Source organism: Pseudomonas oryzihabitans (genome assembly GCF_032027545.1).
GTDB classification, from domain to species: Bacteria; Pseudomonadota; Gammaproteobacteria; order Pseudomonadales; family Pseudomonadaceae; genus Chryseomonas; species Chryseomonas oryzihabitans_F.
Window position 1 is genome coordinate 388962 of sequence record NZ_JAVSJB010000003.1, and the last position, 18360, is coordinate 407321.

Annotated in this window: 21 protein-coding genes; 10 read left to right on the forward strand and 11 right to left on the reverse strand. The window is 65.6% G+C overall.

Translation table 11 applies throughout. From position 1 onward, the window contains the following. Nucleotides 1-60 precede the first annotated feature (60 nt). The 9 genes from ubiE to RND78_RS06755 all read left to right on the forward strand — a co-directional run bounded on the left by ubiE (nucleotide 61) and on the right by RND78_RS06755 (nucleotide 6080). Nucleotides 61-831, forward strand: coding sequence for a bifunctional demethylmenaquinone methyltransferase/2-methoxy-6-polyprenyl-1,4-benzoquinol methylase UbiE (gene ubiE / locus RND78_RS06715; protein ID WP_312727039.1), 771 nt, complete (start codon nucleotides 61-63; stop codon nucleotides 829-831). Further along, nucleotides 831-1466, forward strand: coding sequence for an SCP2 sterol-binding domain-containing protein (locus tag RND78_RS06720; protein WP_312727040.1), 636 nt, complete (start codon nucleotides 831-833; stop codon nucleotides 1464-1466). The genes ubiE and RND78_RS06720 overlap by 1 nt, the downstream gene beginning before the upstream one ends. Next, the gene (gene ubiB / locus RND78_RS06725) at nucleotides 1463-3061 is read left to right on the forward strand and encodes a ubiquinone biosynthesis regulatory protein kinase UbiB (protein WP_312727043.1); all 1599 of its coding nucleotides are present in this window, start codon (nucleotides 1463-1465) and stop codon (nucleotides 3059-3061) included. Before RND78_RS06720 ends, ubiB begins: the two co-directional genes overlap by 4 nt. 134 nt (nucleotides 3062-3195) lie before the next feature. Beyond that, nucleotides 3196-3597, forward strand: coding sequence for a phosphoribosyl-AMP cyclohydrolase (gene hisI / locus RND78_RS06730; protein WP_312727045.1), 402 nt, complete (start codon nucleotides 3196-3198; stop codon nucleotides 3595-3597). Next, entirely contained in the window at nucleotides 3590-3922 is a 333-nt protein-coding gene (locus RND78_RS06735) for a phosphoribosyl-ATP diphosphatase (RefSeq protein ID WP_295467425.1), read from the forward strand. Before hisI ends, RND78_RS06735 begins: the two co-directional genes overlap by 8 nt. Nucleotides 3923-3949: 27 nt before the next feature. Continuing rightward, nucleotides 3950-4213 (forward strand): twin-arginine translocase TatA/TatE family subunit, encoded by a 264-nt coding sequence (locus RND78_RS06740; RefSeq protein ID WP_312727051.1) that lies wholly within the window; start codon nucleotides 3950-3952, stop codon nucleotides 4211-4213. Between the two features lie 9 nt (nucleotides 4214-4222). Continuing rightward, nucleotides 4223-4579: a Sec-independent protein translocase protein TatB gene (tatB, locus tag RND78_RS06745; RefSeq protein ID WP_312727053.1), complete on the forward strand. Its 357-nt coding sequence runs from the start codon at nucleotides 4223-4225 to the stop codon at nucleotides 4577-4579. Beyond that, entirely contained in the window at nucleotides 4576-5373 is a 798-nt protein-coding gene (gene tatC, locus RND78_RS06750; protein ID WP_312727056.1) for a twin-arginine translocase subunit TatC, read from the forward strand. Before tatB ends, tatC begins: the two co-directional genes overlap by 4 nt. Beyond that, nucleotides 5370-6080 carry a 16S rRNA (uracil(1498)-N(3))-methyltransferase gene (locus RND78_RS06755; RefSeq protein WP_312727059.1) on the forward strand — a complete coding sequence of 237 codons (711 nt, stop codon included), beginning with the start codon at nucleotides 5370-5372 and terminating at the stop codon, nucleotides 6078-6080. The genes tatC and RND78_RS06755 overlap by 4 nt, the downstream gene beginning before the upstream one ends. Before the next feature lie 71 nt (nucleotides 6081-6151). Here RND78_RS06755 and mdoH read toward each other — a convergent pair whose 3' ends face one another. From mdoH to pip, 4 genes are all read right to left on the reverse strand, one after another. Then, the gene (mdoH, locus tag RND78_RS06760) at nucleotides 6152-8749 is read right to left on the reverse strand and encodes a glucans biosynthesis glucosyltransferase MdoH (protein WP_312727061.1); all 2598 of its coding nucleotides are present in this window, start codon (nucleotides 8747-8749) and stop codon (nucleotides 6152-6154) included. After that, the gene (locus tag RND78_RS06765) at nucleotides 8742-10307 is read right to left on the reverse strand and encodes a glucan biosynthesis protein G (protein WP_312727062.1); all 1566 of its coding nucleotides are present in this window, start codon (nucleotides 10305-10307) and stop codon (nucleotides 8742-8744) included. Before RND78_RS06765 ends, mdoH begins: the two co-directional genes overlap by 8 nt. 168 nt (nucleotides 10308-10475) lie before the next feature. Continuing rightward, nucleotides 10476-10913: a D-aminoacyl-tRNA deacylase gene (gene dtd / locus RND78_RS06770; protein WP_312727064.1), complete on the reverse strand. Its 438-nt coding sequence runs from the start codon at nucleotides 10911-10913 to the stop codon at nucleotides 10476-10478. Then, nucleotides 10910-11875, reverse strand: coding sequence for a prolyl aminopeptidase (gene pip / locus RND78_RS06775; protein WP_312727067.1), 966 nt, complete (start codon nucleotides 11873-11875; stop codon nucleotides 10910-10912). The genes dtd and pip overlap by 4 nt, the downstream gene beginning before the upstream one ends. 132 nt (nucleotides 11876-12007) lie before the next feature. On the opposite strand from pip, the gene RND78_RS06780 reads away from it, so the two are divergent. After that, entirely contained in the window at nucleotides 12008-12814 is an 807-nt protein-coding gene (locus tag RND78_RS06780) for a hypothetical protein (protein WP_312727070.1), read from the forward strand. 16 nt (nucleotides 12815-12830) lie between these two features. Here the strand turns inward: RND78_RS06780 and RND78_RS06785 are convergent, their stop codons facing one another. The 7 genes from RND78_RS06785 to RND78_RS06815 all read right to left on the reverse strand — a co-directional run bounded on the left by RND78_RS06785 (nucleotide 12831) and on the right by RND78_RS06815 (nucleotide 18292). Next, nucleotides 12831-13325 carry a YbhB/YbcL family Raf kinase inhibitor-like protein gene (locus tag RND78_RS06785; RefSeq protein ID WP_312727072.1) on the reverse strand — a complete coding sequence of 165 codons (495 nt, stop codon included), beginning with the start codon at nucleotides 13323-13325 and terminating at the stop codon, nucleotides 12831-12833. Between the two features lie 17 nt (nucleotides 13326-13342). After that, nucleotides 13343-13906, reverse strand: coding sequence for a lipocalin family protein (locus RND78_RS06790; protein WP_312727073.1), 564 nt, complete (start codon nucleotides 13904-13906; stop codon nucleotides 13343-13345). Next, nucleotides 13903-14157, reverse strand: coding sequence for a hypothetical protein (locus tag RND78_RS06795; protein ID WP_059230831.1), 255 nt, complete (start codon nucleotides 14155-14157; stop codon nucleotides 13903-13905). Before RND78_RS06795 ends, RND78_RS06790 begins: the two co-directional genes overlap by 4 nt. A 64-nt stretch (nucleotides 14158-14221) precedes the next feature. Then, a complete protein-coding gene (speA, locus tag RND78_RS06800; protein WP_312727076.1) occupies nucleotides 14222-16135 on the reverse strand; it encodes an arginine decarboxylase in 1914 nt (637 codons plus the stop codon). Between the two features lie 86 nt (nucleotides 16136-16221). After that, nucleotides 16222-16566 carry a translation initiation factor Sui1 gene (locus RND78_RS06805; RefSeq protein WP_312727078.1) on the reverse strand — a complete coding sequence of 115 codons (345 nt, stop codon included), beginning with the start codon at nucleotides 16564-16566 and terminating at the stop codon, nucleotides 16222-16224. Nucleotides 16567-16724: 158 nt separating this feature from the next. Then, the gene (locus RND78_RS06810; RefSeq protein ID WP_312727079.1) at nucleotides 16725-17276 is read right to left on the reverse strand and encodes an NUDIX hydrolase; all 552 of its coding nucleotides are present in this window, start codon (nucleotides 17274-17276) and stop codon (nucleotides 16725-16727) included. Continuing rightward, nucleotides 17276-18292, reverse strand: a complete 1017-nt coding sequence (locus RND78_RS06815; protein ID WP_312727080.1) for a DUF2333 family protein — start codon at nucleotides 18290-18292, stop codon at nucleotides 17276-17278. The genes RND78_RS06810 and RND78_RS06815 overlap by 1 nt, the downstream gene beginning before the upstream one ends. Nucleotides 18293-18360 lie beyond the last annotated feature (68 nt).

Below are 18360 nucleotides of genomic sequence, written 5' to 3' on the forward strand. Positions count from 1 at the left end.
GGCATGCCGGGCGACCGGCCTGCTAGAATGCCCTCTTGTCCCTGTCCCAGGTGTAGCCCCATGAGCGATCCGCGCAAAGGCCCCGAGGCCGAATCCCAGACCCACTTCGGCTACCAGAGCGTTCCGGAGAGCCAGAAGGCTTACAAGGTCGCGGAAGTCTTCCACTCGGTGGCGGCCAAGTACGATGTGATGAACGACCTGATGTCGGCGGGCATCCACCGGCTGTGGAAGAGATTCACCATCGAGCTCTCCGGCGTGCGCCGCGGCAACCGCGTGCTGGACATCGCCGGCGGCACCGGCGACCTGACCAAGCAGTTCGCCCGCCTGGTCGGCCCGACCGGCGAAGTGGTGCTGGCCGACATCAACGACTCCATGCTCAAGGTCGGTCGCGACCGCCTGCTCGACGAAGGCGTGGCGAGCAACGTGCGCTTCGTCCAGGCCGACGCCGAGAAGCTGCCCTTCCCCGACAATCACTTCGACTGCATCACCATTGCCTTCGGCCTGCGCAACGTGACCCACAAGGACCAGGCCCTGGCATCCATGCTGCGCGTGCTCAAGCCCGGTGGCCGGCTGCTGGTGCTGGAATTCTCCAAGCCCACCAATCCGCTGGTCTCCAAGGCCTATGACGCCTACTCCTTCGGCCTGCTGCCGCTGATGGGCAAGCTGGTGGCCGGCGATGCCGAGAGCTACCGCTACCTGGCGGAATCCATCCGCATGCACCCCGACCAGCAAACCCTCAAGGCCATGATGGAAGAGACCGGCTTCGCCCGGGTCACCTTCCACAACATGACCAGCGGCGTGGTCGCCCTGCATCGCGGCATCAAGCCCTGATGGCCCTCGTCACCCAGGCGTTGCTGGCCGCACTGGAGCGCGGCCTGAATCCGCTGCTGGCGCTCGACCCCGTGGCCTTGCCGCGCCTGGCGGGCCTGACTGGCCGCGTCATCGCCGTCCAGGCTCGGCAACCCGCCCTGCGCCTCTACATCCTGCCGGCCGGCGACGGCCTGCACTTCGCTGCCCACCACGAGGGTGACGTCGACTGCACCCTGAGCGCGCCGGCGACGCGCCTGGCCGAACTGGCATTGGCCCGCGACAAGCAAAAGGTCCTGCACCAGCCCGACGTGCGTCTCGAAGGCGACAGCACCCTGCTGATCGAACTGGCCGATATCCTGCAGAAGCTGGAGCTGGACTGGCAGCACGAGGTGAGTCGCTGGCTCGGGCCACTACCCGCAGCGTTGCTCGGTGATCTCGCCCGTCGCGGCCAAGCCTTCGGTGAGCAGAGCCGGGACAGCCTGCGCCTGACGCTGTCCAACTGGCTGAACGAGGAAAGCCGCCACCTGGTGGGTCGTCTCGAAGGCGAAGCGCGCTTCGCCGAAATCGACGCCCTGCGCCTGGACGTGGATCGCCTCGACGCTCGCCTCGCCCGCCTGGGCGCCGCCCGCTCCGCCAGGGACAACCCCGACGAATGAAGCTGTTCGCTGCCCTCAACCGCCTGTTGCGGATCTTCTTCGTCGTCATCCGCTATCGGCTGGACGACATCGTCTACGCCCTGCCGCTGCCCTGGTACCTGCGGACCACGCGCTACTTCATGCCCTGGCGCTGGCTGCCGCGCCCGAGCAAGACCCTGCCGCGCGGTGCGCGCCTGCGCCTGGCCCTGGAAGGCCTGGGCCCGGTGTTCGTCAAGTTCGGCCAGATCCTCTCCACCCGCCGGGACCTCATGCCCGAGGATATCGCCGACGAGCTGATGTTCCTGCAGGACAAGGTCCCGCCCTTCCCGCCGGAAAAGGCCGTGGCACTCATCGAGTCGCAACTCGGGGTGCCCATCAAGCAGGCCTTCGCCCGCTTTGACCACCAGCCGCTGGCCTCGGCCTCGGTGGCCCAGGTCCACGCCGCCCAGCTGCGCACCGGCGAAGAGGTGGTGGTCAAGGTGGTACGGCCCGGCCTGAAAGGCATCATCAGCCAGGACATCGCCTGGCTGTTCCTGCTGGCGCGCACCGCCGAGCGCCTCTCCGCCGAGGCACGCCGCCTCCACCCGGTGGACGTGGTCAGCGATTACGAGAAGACCATCTACGACGAACTGGACCTGCTGCGCGAGGCAGCCAACTCCAGCCAGCTGCGGCGCAATTTCGAAGGCTCCGAGCGACTCTACGTGCCCCAGGTCTATTGGGACTGGTGCCGCGAGCGGGTGCTGGTCATGGAACGCATCTACGGCATCCCGGTGACCGACCTGGCCGCACTACGCGACCAGGGCACCGACTTCAAGCTGCTGGCCGAACGCGGCGTGGAGATCTTCTTCACCCAGGTGTTCCGCGATAGCTTCTTCCATGCCGACATGCATCCCGGCAACATCTTCGTCAGCACTGCCAAGCCCTGGGACCCGCTCTACATCGCGGTGGACTGCGGCATCATCGGCAGCCTGACGCCCGAGGACCAGGACTACCTGGCACGCAACCTCTGGGCCTTCTTCCAGCGCGACTACCGCAAGGTCGCCCAGTTGCACATCGACTCCGGCTGGGTCCCCGCCAACACCCAGGTCAACGAGCTGGAAGCGGCCATCCGTACCGTCTGCGAACCCATCTTCGAGAAGCCGCTCAAGGACATCTCCTTCGGCCAGTTGTTGTTGCGCCTGTTCCAGGTGGCGCGCCGCTTCAACATGGAGATCCAGCCGCAGCTGGTGCTGCTGCAGAAGACCCTGCTGAACATCGAGGGCTTGGGACGCCAGCTCTATCCGGACCTGGACCTCTGGTCCACCGCCAAGCCCTATCTGGAAAAGTGGATGCGCAAGCGGCTGAGTCCGCCGCAGGTCGCCCGCAATATCCAGCAGCAACTGGAACAGATCCCGCACCTGGCGCAGATGGCGCGCGATACCTTGGAGCGCATCACCCAGCCGCACCGCAAGGACCCGCCCAATCCATGGGGCGGCCGCAACGACGACTGGATCGTCCGAGTGATCGGCGCGGTACTGCTGGTCGGCGCCACTCAGCTGGGTCTCGAACCCCATGCCCAGGCCTGGCCGGCCTGGGCCATGCTGGTCGGTGGCCTGGTTCTGGTGATCCGCCGCTGAACTCCTTAAGCTGTCACGATCCTGTCACTTTCATCGGGCGCAATACACGCCCTCAGCCATTGGTGCCCTGCCGCTGTATTCGAGCCGCGTCTTGTGCGAGGCTGGTACCCTAATTCGTAGTACTGAACAGACCGATGAGCGACTGGTTAGACGAGATCCACTGGAACGACGATGGCCTGGTGCCGGCCATCGCCCAGGACCCCGCCACGGGACGCATCCTGATGATGGCCTGGATGAACCGCGAGTCCCTGGCCCTGACCGCCGCCGAAGGCCGTGCGGTCTACTGGTCGCGCTCGCGTAATCGCCTGTGGCGCAAGGGCGAGGAATCCGGCCATGTGCAACGGGTCCTGGAGCTGCGCCTGGACTGCGACGCCGACGTCGTCGTGCTGCAGGTGGAGCAGCTGGGCGGCATCGCTTGCCATACCGGCCGCGAGAGCTGCTTCTATCGCGTCCTATGCGATGGCCAGTGGCAGACCGTCGACCCGGTACTCAAGGATCCCAGCGCCATCTATGCCGGAGGCCACGGCCATGACTGACACCCTCACGCGCCTGGCGCAGGTGCTGGAAGAACGCAAGCAAGCCGCCCCGGATTCCTCCTACGTGGCCAGCCTCTATCACAAGGGTCTGAACAAGATCCTGGAAAAGGTCGGCGAGGAAAGCGTCGAGACCATTCTCGCCGCCAAGGACGCGGCTACCAGCGGTCAGTACGACGACGTCATCTACGAGACCGCCGACCTCTGGTTCCACAGCCTGATCATGCTTTCGGCCCTGGGCCAGCATCCCCAGGCCGTACTGGACGAACTGGACCGCCGTTTCGGCCTCTCCGGGCATGCCGAAAAGGCGGCCCGCACTCAATCCTGACCCCAAGCTTCGCAACGAGGAAAGACCATGGGTATCTTCGACTGGAAACACTGGATCGTCATCCTGCTCGTCGTGGTGATCGTCTTCGGCACCAAACGCCTGAAGAATCTCGGCTCGGACGTAGGCGAAGCCATCAAGGGCTTCCGCAAGGCCATGCACACCGACGAAGACGAGAAAGCCGAGCAACCGCCGGCTACCACCACAGCCAACCCCAATGCGCCCCTGAATCGCCCCCAGACCTTCGAGGCCGAGCATCGCAAGGTCGAAGAGCCGGTGGTGCGCAAGGACTAAGGCCCCGCCATGTTCGGAATCAGCTTTCCCGAGATGATGCTGGTGGGATTCGTCGCCCTGCTGGTGCTGGGTCCGGAGCGCCTGCCCGGTGCAGCGCGCACCGCAGGCCTGTGGATCGGCCGCCTGCGGCGGAGCTTCAATAGCATCCGCCAGGAAGTCGAGCGGGAGATCGGCGCCGACGAAATTCGCCAGCAGCTGCGCAACGAGCATATCCTGTCCCTGGAGCAGCGCGACAATCGGCCCAAGCCCGGGGCGTCCACCCCTGAGGCCCAGACGCCCCCTGCCGCCGCTGCGCCGCCCATGCCCCAGGACGTGGTTGCCGAACGCCCGCAGGATCCGCCCCAGACGCCGCCAAGAGCACCATGAGCGACAAGCCTCCCGAACACGACGACCAGGAAATGCCTCTGGTCTCGCACCTGACCGAATTGCGTACGCGCATCCTGAGATGCGTGCTGGCGACCTTCCTGATCTTCCTCGGGCTGTTCTACTTCGCCCAGAAGATCTATGCCTTCGCTTCCGAGCCGATCCGCCGCGTGCTGCCCGAAGGCGCGACCATGATCTCCACGGACGTCACCTCGCCCTTTCTCGCACCCTTCAAGCTCACCCTGGTGGTGTCGTTGTTCATCGCCATGCCGGTGATCCTGCATCAGGTCTGGGGGTTCATCGCGCCTGGGCTCTATCGTCACGAGAAGAAGGTCGCCATCCCGCTGCTGATCTCCAGCATCCTGCTGTTCTATGCCGGCATGGCCTTCGCCTACTTCCTGGTGTTCCCGATCATCTTCCACTTCTTCAGCAGCATCACGCCGGAAGGCGCCATGATGATGCCGGACCTGAACGCCTATCTGGATTTCATCCTGACGCTGTTCTTCGCCTTCGGCGTAGCCTTCGAGATTCCAGTGGCTACGGTGCTACTGATCTGGATCGGCGTGGTCGACGTGGACTACCTGAAGAAGATCCGACCCTACGTCATCATCGGCTGCTTCGTGGTCGGCATGATCCTGACGCCGCCGGATGTCTTCTCCCAGACCATGCTGGCCGTGCCCATGTGGCTGCTGTTCGAGATCGGCCTGCTGTTCGGTCGCTTCGTACAGAAACGCGAACGCCCCATCGACGATGAAGAGACCGGCACCGAAGCCCAGCCGCCCGCAGAGCGCCCGTGAACCTGATCCTGCTCGACGCGGCCGATTTCACGGCCAGTGACCGGGTCGTGCTGCGCGATCCGCGGCGTCTCGCCCATCTGCGCGAAGTGCACCAGGCGGCCGCCGGAGACCGGATGCGCGTGGGCCTGCTGAATGGCCTGATGGGTTCCGGCCACATCGAGTCACTCGATGCCGGCCAGGCCTGTCTGAGCGTCACCCTCGACCAGGCGCCACCGGCCAAGCTGCCGCTCACCCTGCTGCTGGCCCTGCCGCGGCCCAAGATGCTGCGCCGCGTGCTGCAGACCGTCTCTGCCATGGGCGTCGAGCGGCTGGTGCTGCTCAACAGCTACCGGGTGGAAAAGAGTTTCTGGCAGACCCCCTTCCTCGAACCGACCGCCATTGAGGAGCAGTTGCGCCTGGGCCTGGAACAGGCGCGAGACACGGTGCTGCCGGAGGTGTTCATCGAAAAGCGCTTCAAGCCCTTCGTCGAAGACCGCCTTCCCACTCTGGCAGCCGGCACCCGTGGCCTGGTTGGCCACCCGGGTAACTATCCGACCTGCCCACGCGCCCTCAGCGAGCCCGTGACGCTGGCGATCGGCCCGGAAGGGGGCTGGATTCCCTATGAGGTGGAAAAGCTGCAGGAAGCGGGCCTTGCGCCCGTGCAGCTCGGTGAGCGCATCCTGCGAGTGGAGAATGCCGTCCCGGCCCTGCTCGCTCGGCTGTTCTAGGCCGAAACTTATGAAATGAAAAAGCCCGGTGTCTCGCGACACCGGGCTTTTTCATGGCGCGGAATACCGCCTCAGGAGGCGGGCCGCGGGCTCAGGTTGGTCGGATTGGCCAGGGTATCCGCGGCCGAATCGCTGTGGGAGCGCGGCCGCAGGGTCGCATAGGCTTCACGCCAGTTGCGATGCTCTTCGGCTTTCCAGACCTGTAGGTGCAGTTGCGCCATGCCATCAGGATCGCTGAGCAGACGCCACTGGTCGTCACCCTTGGTCTTGTCCGGACCGGCGGCCAGTACCCGTGCCACCCGCTCTTCGCGCAGGCGTCGTGCCGGCTCCACCACCTTGCCGTGGCGCCCGCGGGCCATGGCGATGGCCAGGGCGTTGAGCACCGGATCGACGGTGGCGCGCAGGAAACCCTTGGTCAGGGCATTGCGGTTGTTCAGGTGCAGGTACTCGTCGGTCGCGACCAATTCCCGCGGCGGCGCGTACTCTTCCGGAATCAGGAACAGGTGATGGCGGCGACTGCCCAGGCCCAGGTTGGTCCGGCTGGAAATCACCGACACCGGCGCCGACAGGATCAGCGACACCACGATGGGCGATAACCACCAGAGGAAACGCGGGTCCAGCCAGGCGACGCCGGCGGTCCAGATCAGGCCGAGCAGCATCTGCGAACCATGACGGCGAAAGGCCTCGCTCCAGGGCGTGTCGTTGTCGTCACGCTGGGGCGAATTCCACTGCACCGACCAGCCGAGGAAGGCGGCAGTCACGAACACCGTGTGGAACAGCATCCGCACCGGTGCCAGCAGCACCGAGAAGAGCATCTCCAGCATCATGGAGAGGAACAGCCGCAGCCCACCGCCGAATTCCTTCGCGCCCTTGGCGATGATCAGCACCACGCTGAGCAGCTTGGGCAGGAACAGCAGCACCAGGGTGGTGGAGAACAGCGCGATGGCCTGCTCCGGATGCCACTGGGGCCAGACCGGGAACAGCTGCCGGGGCTGGAAGAAGTACTGGGGCTCCAGCAACTTGTGGATCGCCAGCAGCGCGGTGGACAGTACCAGGAAGAGGAACCACAGCGGCGCCGACAGGTAGGACATCACCCCGGTGAGGAATACCGCGCGGTGCACCGGGTGCATGCCCTTGACCAGGAACAATCGGAAGTTCATCAGGTTGCCGTGGCACCAGCGACGGTCACGCTTGAGTTCGTCCAGCAGGTTCGGCGGCAGTTCTTCGTAACTGCCCGGCAGGTCGTAGGCGATCCACACGCCCCAGCCGGAGCGGCGCATCAGCGCGGCTTCGACGAAGTCGTGGGAGAGGATGGCGCCCGCGAAGGAACCGGTACCCGGCAGGGGAGCCAGGGCGCAGTGGTCGATGAACGGCTTGACCCGGATGATGGCGTTGTGACCCCAGTAGTGGGATTCACCCAGCTGCCAGAAGTGCAGGCCCGCGGTGAACAGCGGTCCGTACACCCGGGTAGCGAACTGCTGCAGGCGTGCATAGAGGGTATCCATGCCCGACGCCTTGGGCGCGGTCTGGATGATGCCGGCACGGGGATTGGCTTCCATCAGCCGGACCAGGCTGGCCAGGCATTCGCCGCTCATCACGCTGTCGGCGTCGAGTACCACCATGTACTTGTACTGGCTGCCCCAGCGACGGCAGAAGTCGTCGATGTTGCCGCTCTTGCGCTTCACCCGACGGCGGCGACGGCGATAGAAAATATGCCCGAAGCCGCCGACCTCGCGGCACAGCTCCAGCCAGGCCTTCTCTTCGGCCACGCACTTGTCCGGATCGTTGCTGTCGCTGAGGATGAAGAAATCGAAGTGTTCCAGCTCGCCGCTGGCCCGTACCGACTCGTAGGTGGCTCTCAGACCGGCGAAGACGCGCGGAACGTCTTCGTTGGCGATGGGCATCACCAGGGCGGTGCGCGACTGGGGATCGATCGGCTCGGTCCCGGTGGAGCTGGCCGAGATGCTGTACTTGTCGCGGCCGCTGAGCAGTTGCCAGAAGCCCATCAGGGCGGTCCAGAAGCCAGCGGAGACCCAGCAGAACAGCAGAGCGAAGAGCAACAGGATGCTGGTCTGCACCACGTAGGGCAATACCTGACGGATGGACTCGCCCCAACCCTGACTGTAGACCTCGCTGAGATCGACCAGCGCCCAGCCCTGATAGGGCAGCACGGCCTTCATGTACCAGGTGGCGATGCCGGTCTGCACCAGCATCAGGATCAGCAAGATGAAGCGCCGGAAGGAACCGACCTTGCGCCAGTGCGCATGGGCATCGGCCTCGGGATCGGGTTGCCAGCGGCTGTGGTCCTTGCGGCCGAGCAGACGCTTCCAGCTCCGCGCCACGGGATTGGTGCGCCAGGGATCGGGCACCATCATGGAACGGGTCATGGGCGGGGTGGCCTTGATGAAGACCCGCCCCTGGGCATCGCTGCCCAGCAACTCGCCGTCTTCCAGGGTCTCGCCCCAGCCGGCGGCGAGGCGCGCCTCGGTGGAGGCAATCACCGCATCAGCGCCCTGGGCGCCCTCGCCACGGGTACCGGCCAGTTGTCGATGCAGCGTCTCGACGTCGGCCGTCGCGTCCAGCGCCTGCCGCTGCCCGGGGGGCAGTGGCAGGTGTTCGAGGTAGTCGCCGGAGGTGGCGACCGAGGTATCGCGGGTGCTGTTATTCATTGGCAGGTAGCTGGTAGGTCCAGGTTTCGCTGAGCGGCTTGTCACCCTGGGCGAGGTTGGCGCGCATTTCCACCGGTTTGGTCTGATCCTTGACCTTGAGTCTCAAGGTCAGGCGATAGCCCTTGGTAACCGGGTTGTAGCGCACAGAGTTCTCGACCAGTTCACCGTTGGCATCCAGGCTGACCTGGGAGCCGACCTGGGAATCCTCGGGCAGGTCATCGAGGTTCGGACCTTCGAAGTCGATGATATAGGCCAGGCTGCCATCGGTCTGGCGCACCAGGTTGGACTGGCGCACGTCACCGGTGGACAGACGGGTCTGGGCGACCCAGGCCAGGTCCTTGGTGTGCAGCGCCGGCTCGTCGGTGGTGAAGTGCAGCCGGTAGCTCATCTCGATCGGCTGGCCCTTTTCAGGCAGCGTATCCGGCGTCCAGAAGGCCACGATGTTGTCGTTGGTCTCGTCCGGCGTGGGGATCTCCACCAGTTCGATGTGGCCCTTGCCCCAGTCACCCTTGGGCTCGACCCAACCGCTGGGACGCTTGTCGTAGCGCTCGTCCAGATCCTGGTACTTGTAGAACTCGTGGCCGCGCTGCAGCAGGCCGAAGCCGCGCGGATTCTCGATGGTGTAGGTACTGACCGAGAGGCGCCGCGGGTTGTTCAGCGGGCGCCACAGCCACTCGCCATTGCCAGCGGCGATGGCCAGGCCGTTGGAATCGTGCAGGGCCGGACGATAGTTGACCTGGGGGCTCGGCTGGTTGGGGCCGAACAGGTACATGCTGGTCAGCGGGGCAAGGCCGAGCTTGTTGACGTTGTCGCGCAGGAACACCTTGGACTCGACGTCGACGGTGCTGTCCTTGCCGGGCGTCAGCACGAAGCGATAGGCGCCGGTGGCGCGCGGCGAATCGAGCAGCGCATAGATCACCAGGTTGCGACGATCCGCCTGGGGCTGTTCGATCCAGAATTCGGTGAAGCGCGGGAATTCCTCGCCGGACGGCAGCGCCGTATCGATGGCCAGGCCGCGGGCCGACAGACCGTACACCTGGTTCTTGCCGATCACGCGGAAGTAGCTGGCGCCAAGCATGGTCATGACTTCGTCGTACTTGTCCGCCTTGTTCAGCGGATAGAGCACCTTGAAGCCGGCGAAGCCGAGATCCTTGAGCTGGCTCTGGTCGATCTGCAGGTTGCCGAAGTTGAACATCGACGGATCGTACTTGATCTCCTCGACGTTGGTGGCCGTGACCTCGTTGATCTTCACCGGCACGCTGTAGTGCATGCCCTCATGATAGAAGTTGAGGCGGAAGGGGGTCTTGGCATCCTTCCAGTAGGCCTTGTCCTGATTGAAGGTGATCTGCTGATAGTCGGCGTACTTCATGCCGCTGAAGGATGCCGGCAGGTTGCTCTTGGGCGCGACGAACTTCTGCCCGGAGAGCTCTTTGGCCTTGGCGGCCACGTCGTCCAGGCTGAAGGCCAGGGCCTGGGCACTGAACAGGCCCAGCGCGATGGTGAGCCCGGCAAGGGCGAAGCCCTGCTTGCCCGGCTTAACTTTGGAATTGGATAACACGCAGCCTCCTAAATCAGCGTACGAATACGTTCGGCGACCCACGGTCGCGAAACGGATAGGCAGTGGTCCGACTCCCTCAGGGGTCAATGATTCCCCAGTTGGACGACCGTTCAAACTCGAACTGCGCAATCATAGACACTTGGCAGGGCGCTGTAAGGGGCGCCCTCACTAAATCGACAATAAAAATGTCACCGGTCCGTCGTTGACCAGGGAAACCTGCATATCGGCACCGAAACGCCCGGTCTGCACCTCCGGATGCAGGTCGCGGGCGAGACTTACCAGATGACTGAACAGGCGCTCCCCCTGGGCCGGCGGCGCGGCGGTGGAAAAACTCGGGCGGCGCCCGCTGCGGGTATCGGCCGCCAGGGTGAACTGGGACACCAACAGCAGGCCGCCATTGACCTCCTGCAGCGACAGGTTCATGCGCTGCTCGCCATCGGCGAACACCCGGTATTCCCGCAGGCGCTTGAGCATGCGGGCGCAGGTCGTCTCGTCATCCTGGGGCTCGATGCCGACGAAGACCAGCAGGCCCGGGCCGATGGTACCGACCGCGACGCCTTCGACCTCGACCGCGGCGCGGGTGACCCGCTGCAGCAGTGCCTTCATTCGGCTTCCTGCGGCAGGTCGAGCAGCTGACGGGCGATCTGGTCGGTCGCTCGCACCAGGGCGTCGCAGATGCCGGGTTCGCTGGCCGCGTGGCCGGCGTCGCGGATGATCTGCAATTCGCTGCCCGGCCAGGCATGGTGCAGTGCCCAGGCGTTGTCCAGCGGGCAGATCATGTCGTAGCGACCGTGGACGATCACCGCCGGGATATGGGCGATCCGGGGCATGTCACGCAGCAACTGGTTGGGTTCGAGGAAGGCGTCGTTGACGAAGTAGTGGCATTCGATGCGGGCGATGGCCAGGGCGTGCTCGCTGAACTTCTCCAGCACGTCGGGGTTGGGCCTCAGGGTGGCGGTACGACCTTCCCAGCAGGACCAAGCACGGGCGGCGGACATCTGCGCCAGTTCGTCCGGACCGGTCAGGCGCCGGTAGTAGGCGTTGATCAGCTCGCCGCGTTCGTCCTCGGCGATGGGATTCAGGTAGTCCTGCCAGAAGTCCGGGAAGAGCCGGCTCGCTCCTTCCTGGTAGAACCACTGCAGATCCACCGGGCGGCAGAGGAAGATGCCGCGGACGATCATCGCCCGGACGCGCTCGGGGTGGCGCTGGGCATAGGCCAGTGCCAGGGTCGAGCCCCAGGAGCCGCCGAACAGCACCCATTGCTCGATGCCCAGGTGCTCGCGCAGGCGCTCGATGTCGTCCACCAGGTGCCAGGTGGTGTTGTTCTCCAGGCTGGCGTAGGGCGTGGAGCGACCGCAGCCGCGCTGGTCGAAGGTGACGATGCGATAGAGATTGGGGTCGAAGAAGCGCCGGCTGAGCCGATCACACCCGGAGCCGGGGCCACCATGGATGAACAGCACCGGCAGACCGTCGGGCGAGCCACTCTCGTCGGCATAGAGCACATGGGGGGCTTCGACGGCCAGCTCGTGGCGGGCATAGGGCTTGATTTCCGGGTACAGATTCAGCATGTCGCGCTCCGCGGTGCAGGGTCGGCCTGTTCATCATAGACCTGCACCTTACCGGGTTTCCATGCCGCCCGGGGCTTGCCTGCCGTCCGCGCCTGCCCGCACCATCATCAGCCCTTCGCCCGAGGAGTCCCCATGTCCGAGTCCAAGCTGCACCTGCTGCTGATCGACCCGCAGAACGACTTCTGCGATCTGCCAGGCGCCGCCCTGCCCGTCCCCGGCGCGGTCGCCGGTCTACAGCGCGTCGCTACCCTGGTCGAACGCCTCGGGGCGCGCCTCGACCAGGTACACCTGACGCTGGACTCCCACCAGCCGTTGCATATTGCCCATCCGCACTGGTGGCAGGACGCCGCCGGTCAGCCGCCAGCGCCCTTCACTCAGATCGGTGCCGACGAAGTGGCCAACGGACGCTGGCAGACCCGTGATCCGGCGCAGCAGGCCAAAGGCCTGGCCTATGTGCAGGCCTTGGAAGCAGGCGGGCGCTATCGACTGGTGATCTGGCCGGAGCACTGCCTGGTCGGCGGCTGGGGACACGGTGTGCAGCAGGACGTGCATCAGGCACTCAATGCCTGGGGAAGAGCGCACGGGCGCCTGGTGGACTTCATCGTCAAGGGCGGCAATCCCCGGACGGAGCATTATTCGGCCCTGCGCGCCGAGGTGCCGGATCCAACAGACCCGAGCACCGCACTCGATGCCCGCCTGATCGCCCGCCTGCAAGACGCCGACACCCTGCTGGTGGCCGGTGAAGCCCTGTCACACTGCGTGGCCAGCACCCTGCGCGATCTACTCGAGGTCTTGCCGACAGACCGGCGCAAGGATCTGGTGCTGCTGACCGATTGCAGCCACTCGGTGCCCGGGTTCGAGTCTCAGGGCGAAGCCTTTCTGGCCGAGATGCGCGCCGCTGGCGTGCGGCTGGTGGCGTCGACGGACGCGCTGTTCTAGCTCGTCCGTCCAGCCCCTATTTGATCTCGTAGAGACCGGTATAGGTCGCCGAGGCCAGTTGATTGAGGTGGATCATGAAGCGACCGACGGCGTTGGTCGCCTCTGCCGGTAGCGGCAGCTGAGCGACCTTGAGCGCATGCAGCTGGAAGATGTAGCGATGTGGCTTGTCGCCCTTGGGCGGCGCCGCCCCACCGAAGCCGCGGGTACCGTAGTCGTTGATCAACTGCAGCGCACCGGCCGGCAGGCCGGAACCATCGGCACGCCCGGCGTCTTCCGCCAGGCCCTGGGTGCCGACCGGGATATTGACCACGACCCAGTGCCAGAAGCCGCTGCCGGTGGGCGCGTCGGGATCGTAGACGGTCAGCGCCAGGCTTTGGGTGCCGGCTGGCAGGTCGGACCATTGCAGGGCGGGCGAGACGTTCTCGCCGTGGGCGCCGAAGTCGGCCACATCGAATTCGTGGCGCTTGGGCATGAAGCCGTTGTCGGCGAAGGCATCGGTCCAGAGTTTCATGAACGGGCTCCTGTCACTCAAGGCATATGGGCGTCGGTCTCGCGCCAGACCAGACGGTTGAGGTTGTAGCCCTTCTCACGGGCGATACGCAGCAGCTTCTCGCTCTGCGCCGAAGAGATCTCGGGGCTGCGCGCCAGCAGCCAGAGGTACTTGCGATCGGGGCTGCCGACCAGCGCGGTCTTGTAGTCGTCGTCGACGTAGAGAATCCAGTACGGCCCCTTGGCGACATTGGGCAATACCCCGCTGAACCAGGTATCGAAGCGGACTTCCAGGCGATCGGTCACGCCCGGCTTGATCGGCGTGGCGGTGCCCGTGGCTTCCTGGACCTTGCCATCCAGGGTGCGGCAACGGTTGAACACCGCGACCTTGCCATCGGCCATGACGTGGTAGTTGGCTTCGGACTGGGCGCAGTTGCGCTGGAAGAACATCGGTAGCCGCGCCAGTTCGTACCAGTGCCCCTGGTAGCGCTGCAGGTCGACATTGCCGGCGGTGAGCGGCGGCACCGGCTTCGGACTACCGGCGCAGGCCGCGAGCAGCCCGGCGGCGCCCGCCAGCAGTAACAATTTGGTAGAAGTTTTCATCGCAGACCCTGCCCGGCGAACATCGCCACCTTGTCGTTGAGATACTGCACGCTGATGAAGGAGCCGCGATCACCCCAGGTACAGGTGGTGACGCCCAGGGCGCCGGCGCATTCGGTGGGCGCGCCCAGGATCTGCTCCACTTCCGCCTTGGTCTGGCCGGCCTTGAGCCGGGAATAGTTTTCCTGGGTCACCTTGCCACACGCGGCCAATACCAGGCAGCTCAACAGCAGCGACGCCGTACGCAGCTTCATGGGTCCTCTCCTCCATCCTGACGGCAAGGCTATAGAACCCGCCTGGCCGTCAGGGTTCGCTATCTCAGCCGGCGAGGTAGGAGGAACGGGTCAACCCCAGGCGCATGGCGTCGAGGAACTGGGTCCGCTCGCGGGCGGTGAGCCGGGCGCTGGCGACCTTGTCGCGGTAGTAGGTCATCAGCTCTTCGGGCGAGAGGTGCACGTACCTGAGCATGTCCTCGATGGTGTCGTGGGTCTCGATACCGCCATGGCGCACGCTGCCGTCGGCGTCCTGGTAGACGTTCACCGAGTCGGTGTCGCCGAACAGGTTGTGCATGTCGCCGAGGATCTCCTGATAGGCGCCCACCAGGAACACCGCCAGCAGGTAGTCCTCGCCTTCGCGCACCTCGTGTACCGGCAGGCTGGTCTCGATGCTCTGCTCGTCGACGTACTGCTTGATCTTGCCGTCGGAATCGCAGGTCAGGTCCTGCAGCACGGCGCGGCGCACCGGTTCTTCATCGAGCCGGGTGAGCGGCACGATGGGCAGGATCTGGTCGATGGCCCAGGTGTCGGGCAGGCTCTGGAACACCGAGAAGTTGCAGATGTACTTGTCGGCCAGCTTGTCGTTGAGTTCGTCGAGCACCTGCCGATGGGAGCGCTGGCGGGCCTTGAGCTGGTTGTACAGGCGGCGGCAGATGGCGAAGTAGCACTGCTCGGCCAGGGCCTTGTCGCTCAGGCTCAGGGTGCCGGCGGCGTACTGCGCAGCGGCTTCGCTGACGTACTGGGTGGCGCGCCAGTAGGTCTCGGTGACCATCTCCGGATCGGTATCGCCGAGCAGCTCGGCCAGCCACTGCACCACCTCGGCCTTGCCTTCGAAACGCTCGCTGGCCGGCACGCTGTCGTTGTGGCGCTCGACGTCGGTGACCTGCATCACCAGCATGGCGTGATGGGCAGTCATGGCCCGACCGCTTTCCGAGAAGATGTTCGGATGCGGCAATTCCTGCTGGTCGCAGAACTCCTTGAGCATGCCGACCACGGTACTGGCGTAGTCGTCCATGTCGTAGTTGATGGAGCTGGCGTTGCGCGAGTGGGTACCGTCGTAGTCCACGCCCAGGCCGCCGCCGACGTCGATGTGGTCCAGCGGCAGCCCCAGGGCGCGCAGCTCGGCGTAGTAGCGGATGGCTTCGCGGAAGCCCTGGCGGTAGTCGGCCAGGTTGGCGATCTGCGAGCCCATGTGGAAGTGCAGCAGGCGCACGCCCTGCTCCAGGCCAGCGGCGCGGAAGCGCTCGATCACCGACAGCAGCTGGGCGGCGGAGAGACCAAACTTGGATTTCTCGCCGCCGGTATCGGCCCATTTGCTCGACGCCAGGGACGACAGCCGCACGCGCAGACCAACCTGGGGCGTGACCTTCAGCTCAGCGGCCTCCTCGATCACCAGCGGAACCTCGGATTCCTTCTCGATGACGATGAAGACGCTATGACCGAGCTTCTGGCCCATCAGCGCCAGGCGGATGAATTCGCGGTCCTTGTAGCCGTTACAGACGATGGTGCCGCCCTTGGGCGCCAGCGCCAGCACCGCCATCAATTCCGGCTTGGAACCGGCTTCCAGGCCAATGGAGACGTCGCGGGTGGCGATGATGTTCTCCACCACCGCTTCCTGCTGGTTGACCTTGATCGGATAGAGGGCGGTGTAGCGGCCCTGGTAGTCGAGTCGCTCGATGTTGCGGTCGAAGGCGCCGGTCAGGTGGCGTACCTGGCCCTGCAGGATGTCCGGGAAACGGACCAGCAGCGGCAACGAGAGCCCTGCCTCGCGCAATTGGCCGACCAGCACGTGCAGGTCGATCGGCGAACCGTCCGGGCCGTGGGGGCGTACCTCCACGTTGCCGGTGTCGCTGATGGCGAAGTAGCCGGCGCCCCAGTGGCGAATACCGTAGACACTGCGGCTGTCCGCCACGGTCCACTGGCTGCCGTCGTCTTTGCGCGTGCGTCGTGGGGACATTCGCGGGAATCTCCTGTTGGGAATCTTGCTTGGATGGACCGCCACCAAGGGCGGTAAGTTGTACGCAGGAGCACCGAGGGTGCGATCTAGCCGCCTGCTCGCTTGGTCTTGAAGCCGCGCTTCTCGAGTTCACCGACCAGCAGCTCGACGTGGTCGCCCTGGATCTCAATGACGCCTTCCTTGAGCGCGCCGCCGGTGCCGCAGCGACGCTTGAGCGCACTGGCCAGCTCCCTGAGTTCATCACCCTCGAGTGGCACGCCGGTGACAGTGGTCACCGTCTTGCCGCCGCGCCCCTTGGTCTCGCGCCGCACCCGGGCGATGCCGTCGCCGGCCGGCGCCGGCGCGGCCGGCTCCTCCGGGCGAATGCGGCCGACGTCGGTGGAGTACACCAGGCGGCTGAGGTCCGACAGGGATGTGGATTTCTTGCTCAAGGGGCGGTCCTCCCAGCTCGGGGACAGGCGTCGGGCACCAGGCGACGGACGCCTGGAGGCAACCTTGGAAGCTGCGCCGGCCGGCTCGGGCCGCGCTATTCCGGGGCCGCGCAATGTAGCAGCATCGTCGCCGGATGCTAAGGGACGAATGCGAGAAATTAAGGCAGGGATGCGACATCGGCACCGGTCAGGACGAGCCGCAGCGCGGCCAGCGAGTCCGGGCAATAGGGCATCTCGCGCGCCTGTTCGACGATGGCCGCAGGAGCGAGAAAGCGCGCTTCCAGCACCTCTTCCGGCTGCAGCTGCAGCCGGCCATCCCAGCGGGCGCTGAACACCCCGCCCCAGAGCCGATTGCCTGGCTCCTCGTAATAGAAGGTACCGTGCTCGCGGAGCGGGACGCCGCTCACGCCCAGTTCCTCCGCCATTTCCCGCGCCGCGGACTCGGCGTAGCTTTCTCCCGGCGCCACCATGCCACCGGCGGCCACGTCCCAGTAACCCGGGTAGAGCGCCTTGCTCAGGGTACGGCGGTGCACGCAGAGCTCGCCCGCGCCGTTGAACAGCAGGATGAAGGTACAGCGGCCGATCAGACCGCGGGCGCGCAATTCGGCCCGCGGCAGGTGGCCTTGGATGCGGTCGTCGCGGTCGACCCAGACCACCGCTTCCCGGTCGGACGCGGCGCGATGCGCCGCTTCGCGCTCCTCGATCGCCATCAGCCCTGTTCCAGCAACTGGCGCAGGTCGATGATGGCGGCGTTGGCGCGGGAGATGTAGTTCGCGATCACCAGCGAGTGGTTGGCCAGGATGCCGAAGCCGCTGCCGTTGAGGATCATCGGACTCCAGATCGGCTGCTGCGCCGCTTCCAGTTCGCGGATGATCTCGCGCACGTTCACCGTGGCGTTCTTCTTGGCCAGGGTGTCGGCGAAGTCCACCTCGATGGCACGCAGGATGTGCGACAGCGCCCAGGCCTGGCCGCGGGCTTCGTAGAAGACGTTGTCGATCTGCAGCCAGGGCGTCTCGACGCGCTGCTCGTGCACCTCCGGCACCTGACCGGCGGGAATGTCCTGGTTCGGCTGCACCTCGGCATCCAGGCGCACCCGACCGACGCTGGCGGAAAGCCGCTGGGACAGCGAGCCCAGGCGGGTCTCGACGTCACCCAGCCAGTTGCGCAGGTTGTCGGAACGCGAATAGAAGTAGGCGGCAGGCTGGCCCTGGGCATTCTGGCCACCCAGGCGCGCCAGGTAGCGATCCAGGGAGGCGATGCCGGCGCGGTATTCCGACTCCGACGAGGGCATGGCCCAGCTGTGGTTGTCGAAGTTGAAGCGTGGCTCGGCCTGGGCCAGGTCGACATCCTCGGTGGATTGCGACTGGGAGCGCGCGAAGTCCTTGCGCAGGGCACGGGCCAGGTCGCGGGTCTGCACCAGCACGCCATATTCCCAGGACGGCATGTCGTCCAGCCAGACGCCCGGCGGCAGGATGTCGTTGGAGAGGTAGCCACCCGGCTTGTCGAGCAGGGTGCTGGCCACCTGCTTGAGCGTCTCCACCGTGGTGTAGCCCAGCACCAGCTTGCGCCCGCTGGCCGTGGCCGCCTCCTGGGCATGCTGCTGCACCGGGAAGAAATCCGGTTCGCGGCTCCAGTACCAACCTATCGCCAGGGTGACCAGCAGATAGAGTGCCACCAGCACAGCCACCAGCCGGAGCCATCCCGACCTCATATTCCACTCCCGCATGGGCAATTCCTTGCAATGATTTCAAAGGGGTCTGCGCTTGGACTGTCGCCGGTGGCGCCGGTTGCGCA

Coding starts and splice junctions, on each gene's coding strand:
- ubiE (WP_312727039.1), top strand. CDS start 61: ATGAGCGATCCGCGCAAAGGCCCCGAGGCCGAATCCCAGACCCACTTC.
- RND78_RS06720 (WP_312727040.1), top strand. CDS start 831: ATGGCCCTCGTCACCCAGGCGTTGCTGGCCGCACTGGAGCGCGGCCTG.
- ubiB (WP_312727043.1), top strand. CDS start 1,463: ATGAAGCTGTTCGCTGCCCTCAACCGCCTGTTGCGGATCTTCTTCGTC.
- hisI (WP_312727045.1), top strand. CDS start 3,196: ATGAGCGACTGGTTAGACGAGATCCACTGGAACGACGATGGCCTGGTG.
- RND78_RS06735 (WP_295467425.1), top strand. CDS start 3,590: ATGACTGACACCCTCACGCGCCTGGCGCAGGTGCTGGAAGAACGCAAG.
- RND78_RS06740 (WP_312727051.1), top strand. CDS start 3,950: ATGGGTATCTTCGACTGGAAACACTGGATCGTCATCCTGCTCGTCGTG.
- tatB (WP_312727053.1), top strand. CDS start 4,223: ATGTTCGGAATCAGCTTTCCCGAGATGATGCTGGTGGGATTCGTCGCC.
- tatC (WP_312727056.1), top strand. CDS start 4,576: ATGAGCGACAAGCCTCCCGAACACGACGACCAGGAAATGCCTCTGGTC.
- mdoH (WP_312727061.1), bottom strand. CDS start 8,749: ATGAATAACAGCACCCGCGATACCTCGGTCGCCACCTCCGGCGACTAC.
- dtd (WP_312727064.1), bottom strand. CDS start 10,913: ATGAAGGCACTGCTGCAGCGGGTCACCCGCGCCGCGGTCGAGGTCGAA.
- pip (WP_312727067.1), bottom strand. CDS start 11,875: ATGCTGAATCTGTACCCGGAAATCAAGCCCTATGCCCGCCACGAGCTG.
- RND78_RS06780 (WP_312727070.1), top strand. CDS start 12,008: ATGTCCGAGTCCAAGCTGCACCTGCTGCTGATCGACCCGCAGAACGAC.
- RND78_RS06785 (WP_312727072.1), bottom strand. CDS start 13,325: ATGAAACTCTGGACCGATGCCTTCGCCGACAACGGCTTCATGCCCAAG.
- RND78_RS06790 (WP_312727073.1), bottom strand. CDS start 13,906: ATGAAAACTTCTACCAAATTGTTACTGCTGGCGGGCGCCGCCGGGCTG.
- RND78_RS06795 (WP_059230831.1), bottom strand. CDS start 14,157: ATGAAGCTGCGTACGGCGTCGCTGCTGTTGAGCTGCCTGGTATTGGCC.
- speA (WP_312727076.1), bottom strand. CDS start 16,135: ATGTCCCCACGACGCACGCGCAAAGACGACGGCAGCCAGTGGACCGTG.
- RND78_RS06810 (WP_312727079.1), bottom strand. CDS start 17,276: ATGGCGATCGAGGAGCGCGAAGCGGCGCATCGCGCCGCGTCCGACCGG.
- RND78_RS06815 (WP_312727080.1), bottom strand. CDS start 18,292: ATGCGGGAGTGGAATATGAGGTCGGGATGGCTCCGGCTGGTGGCTGTG.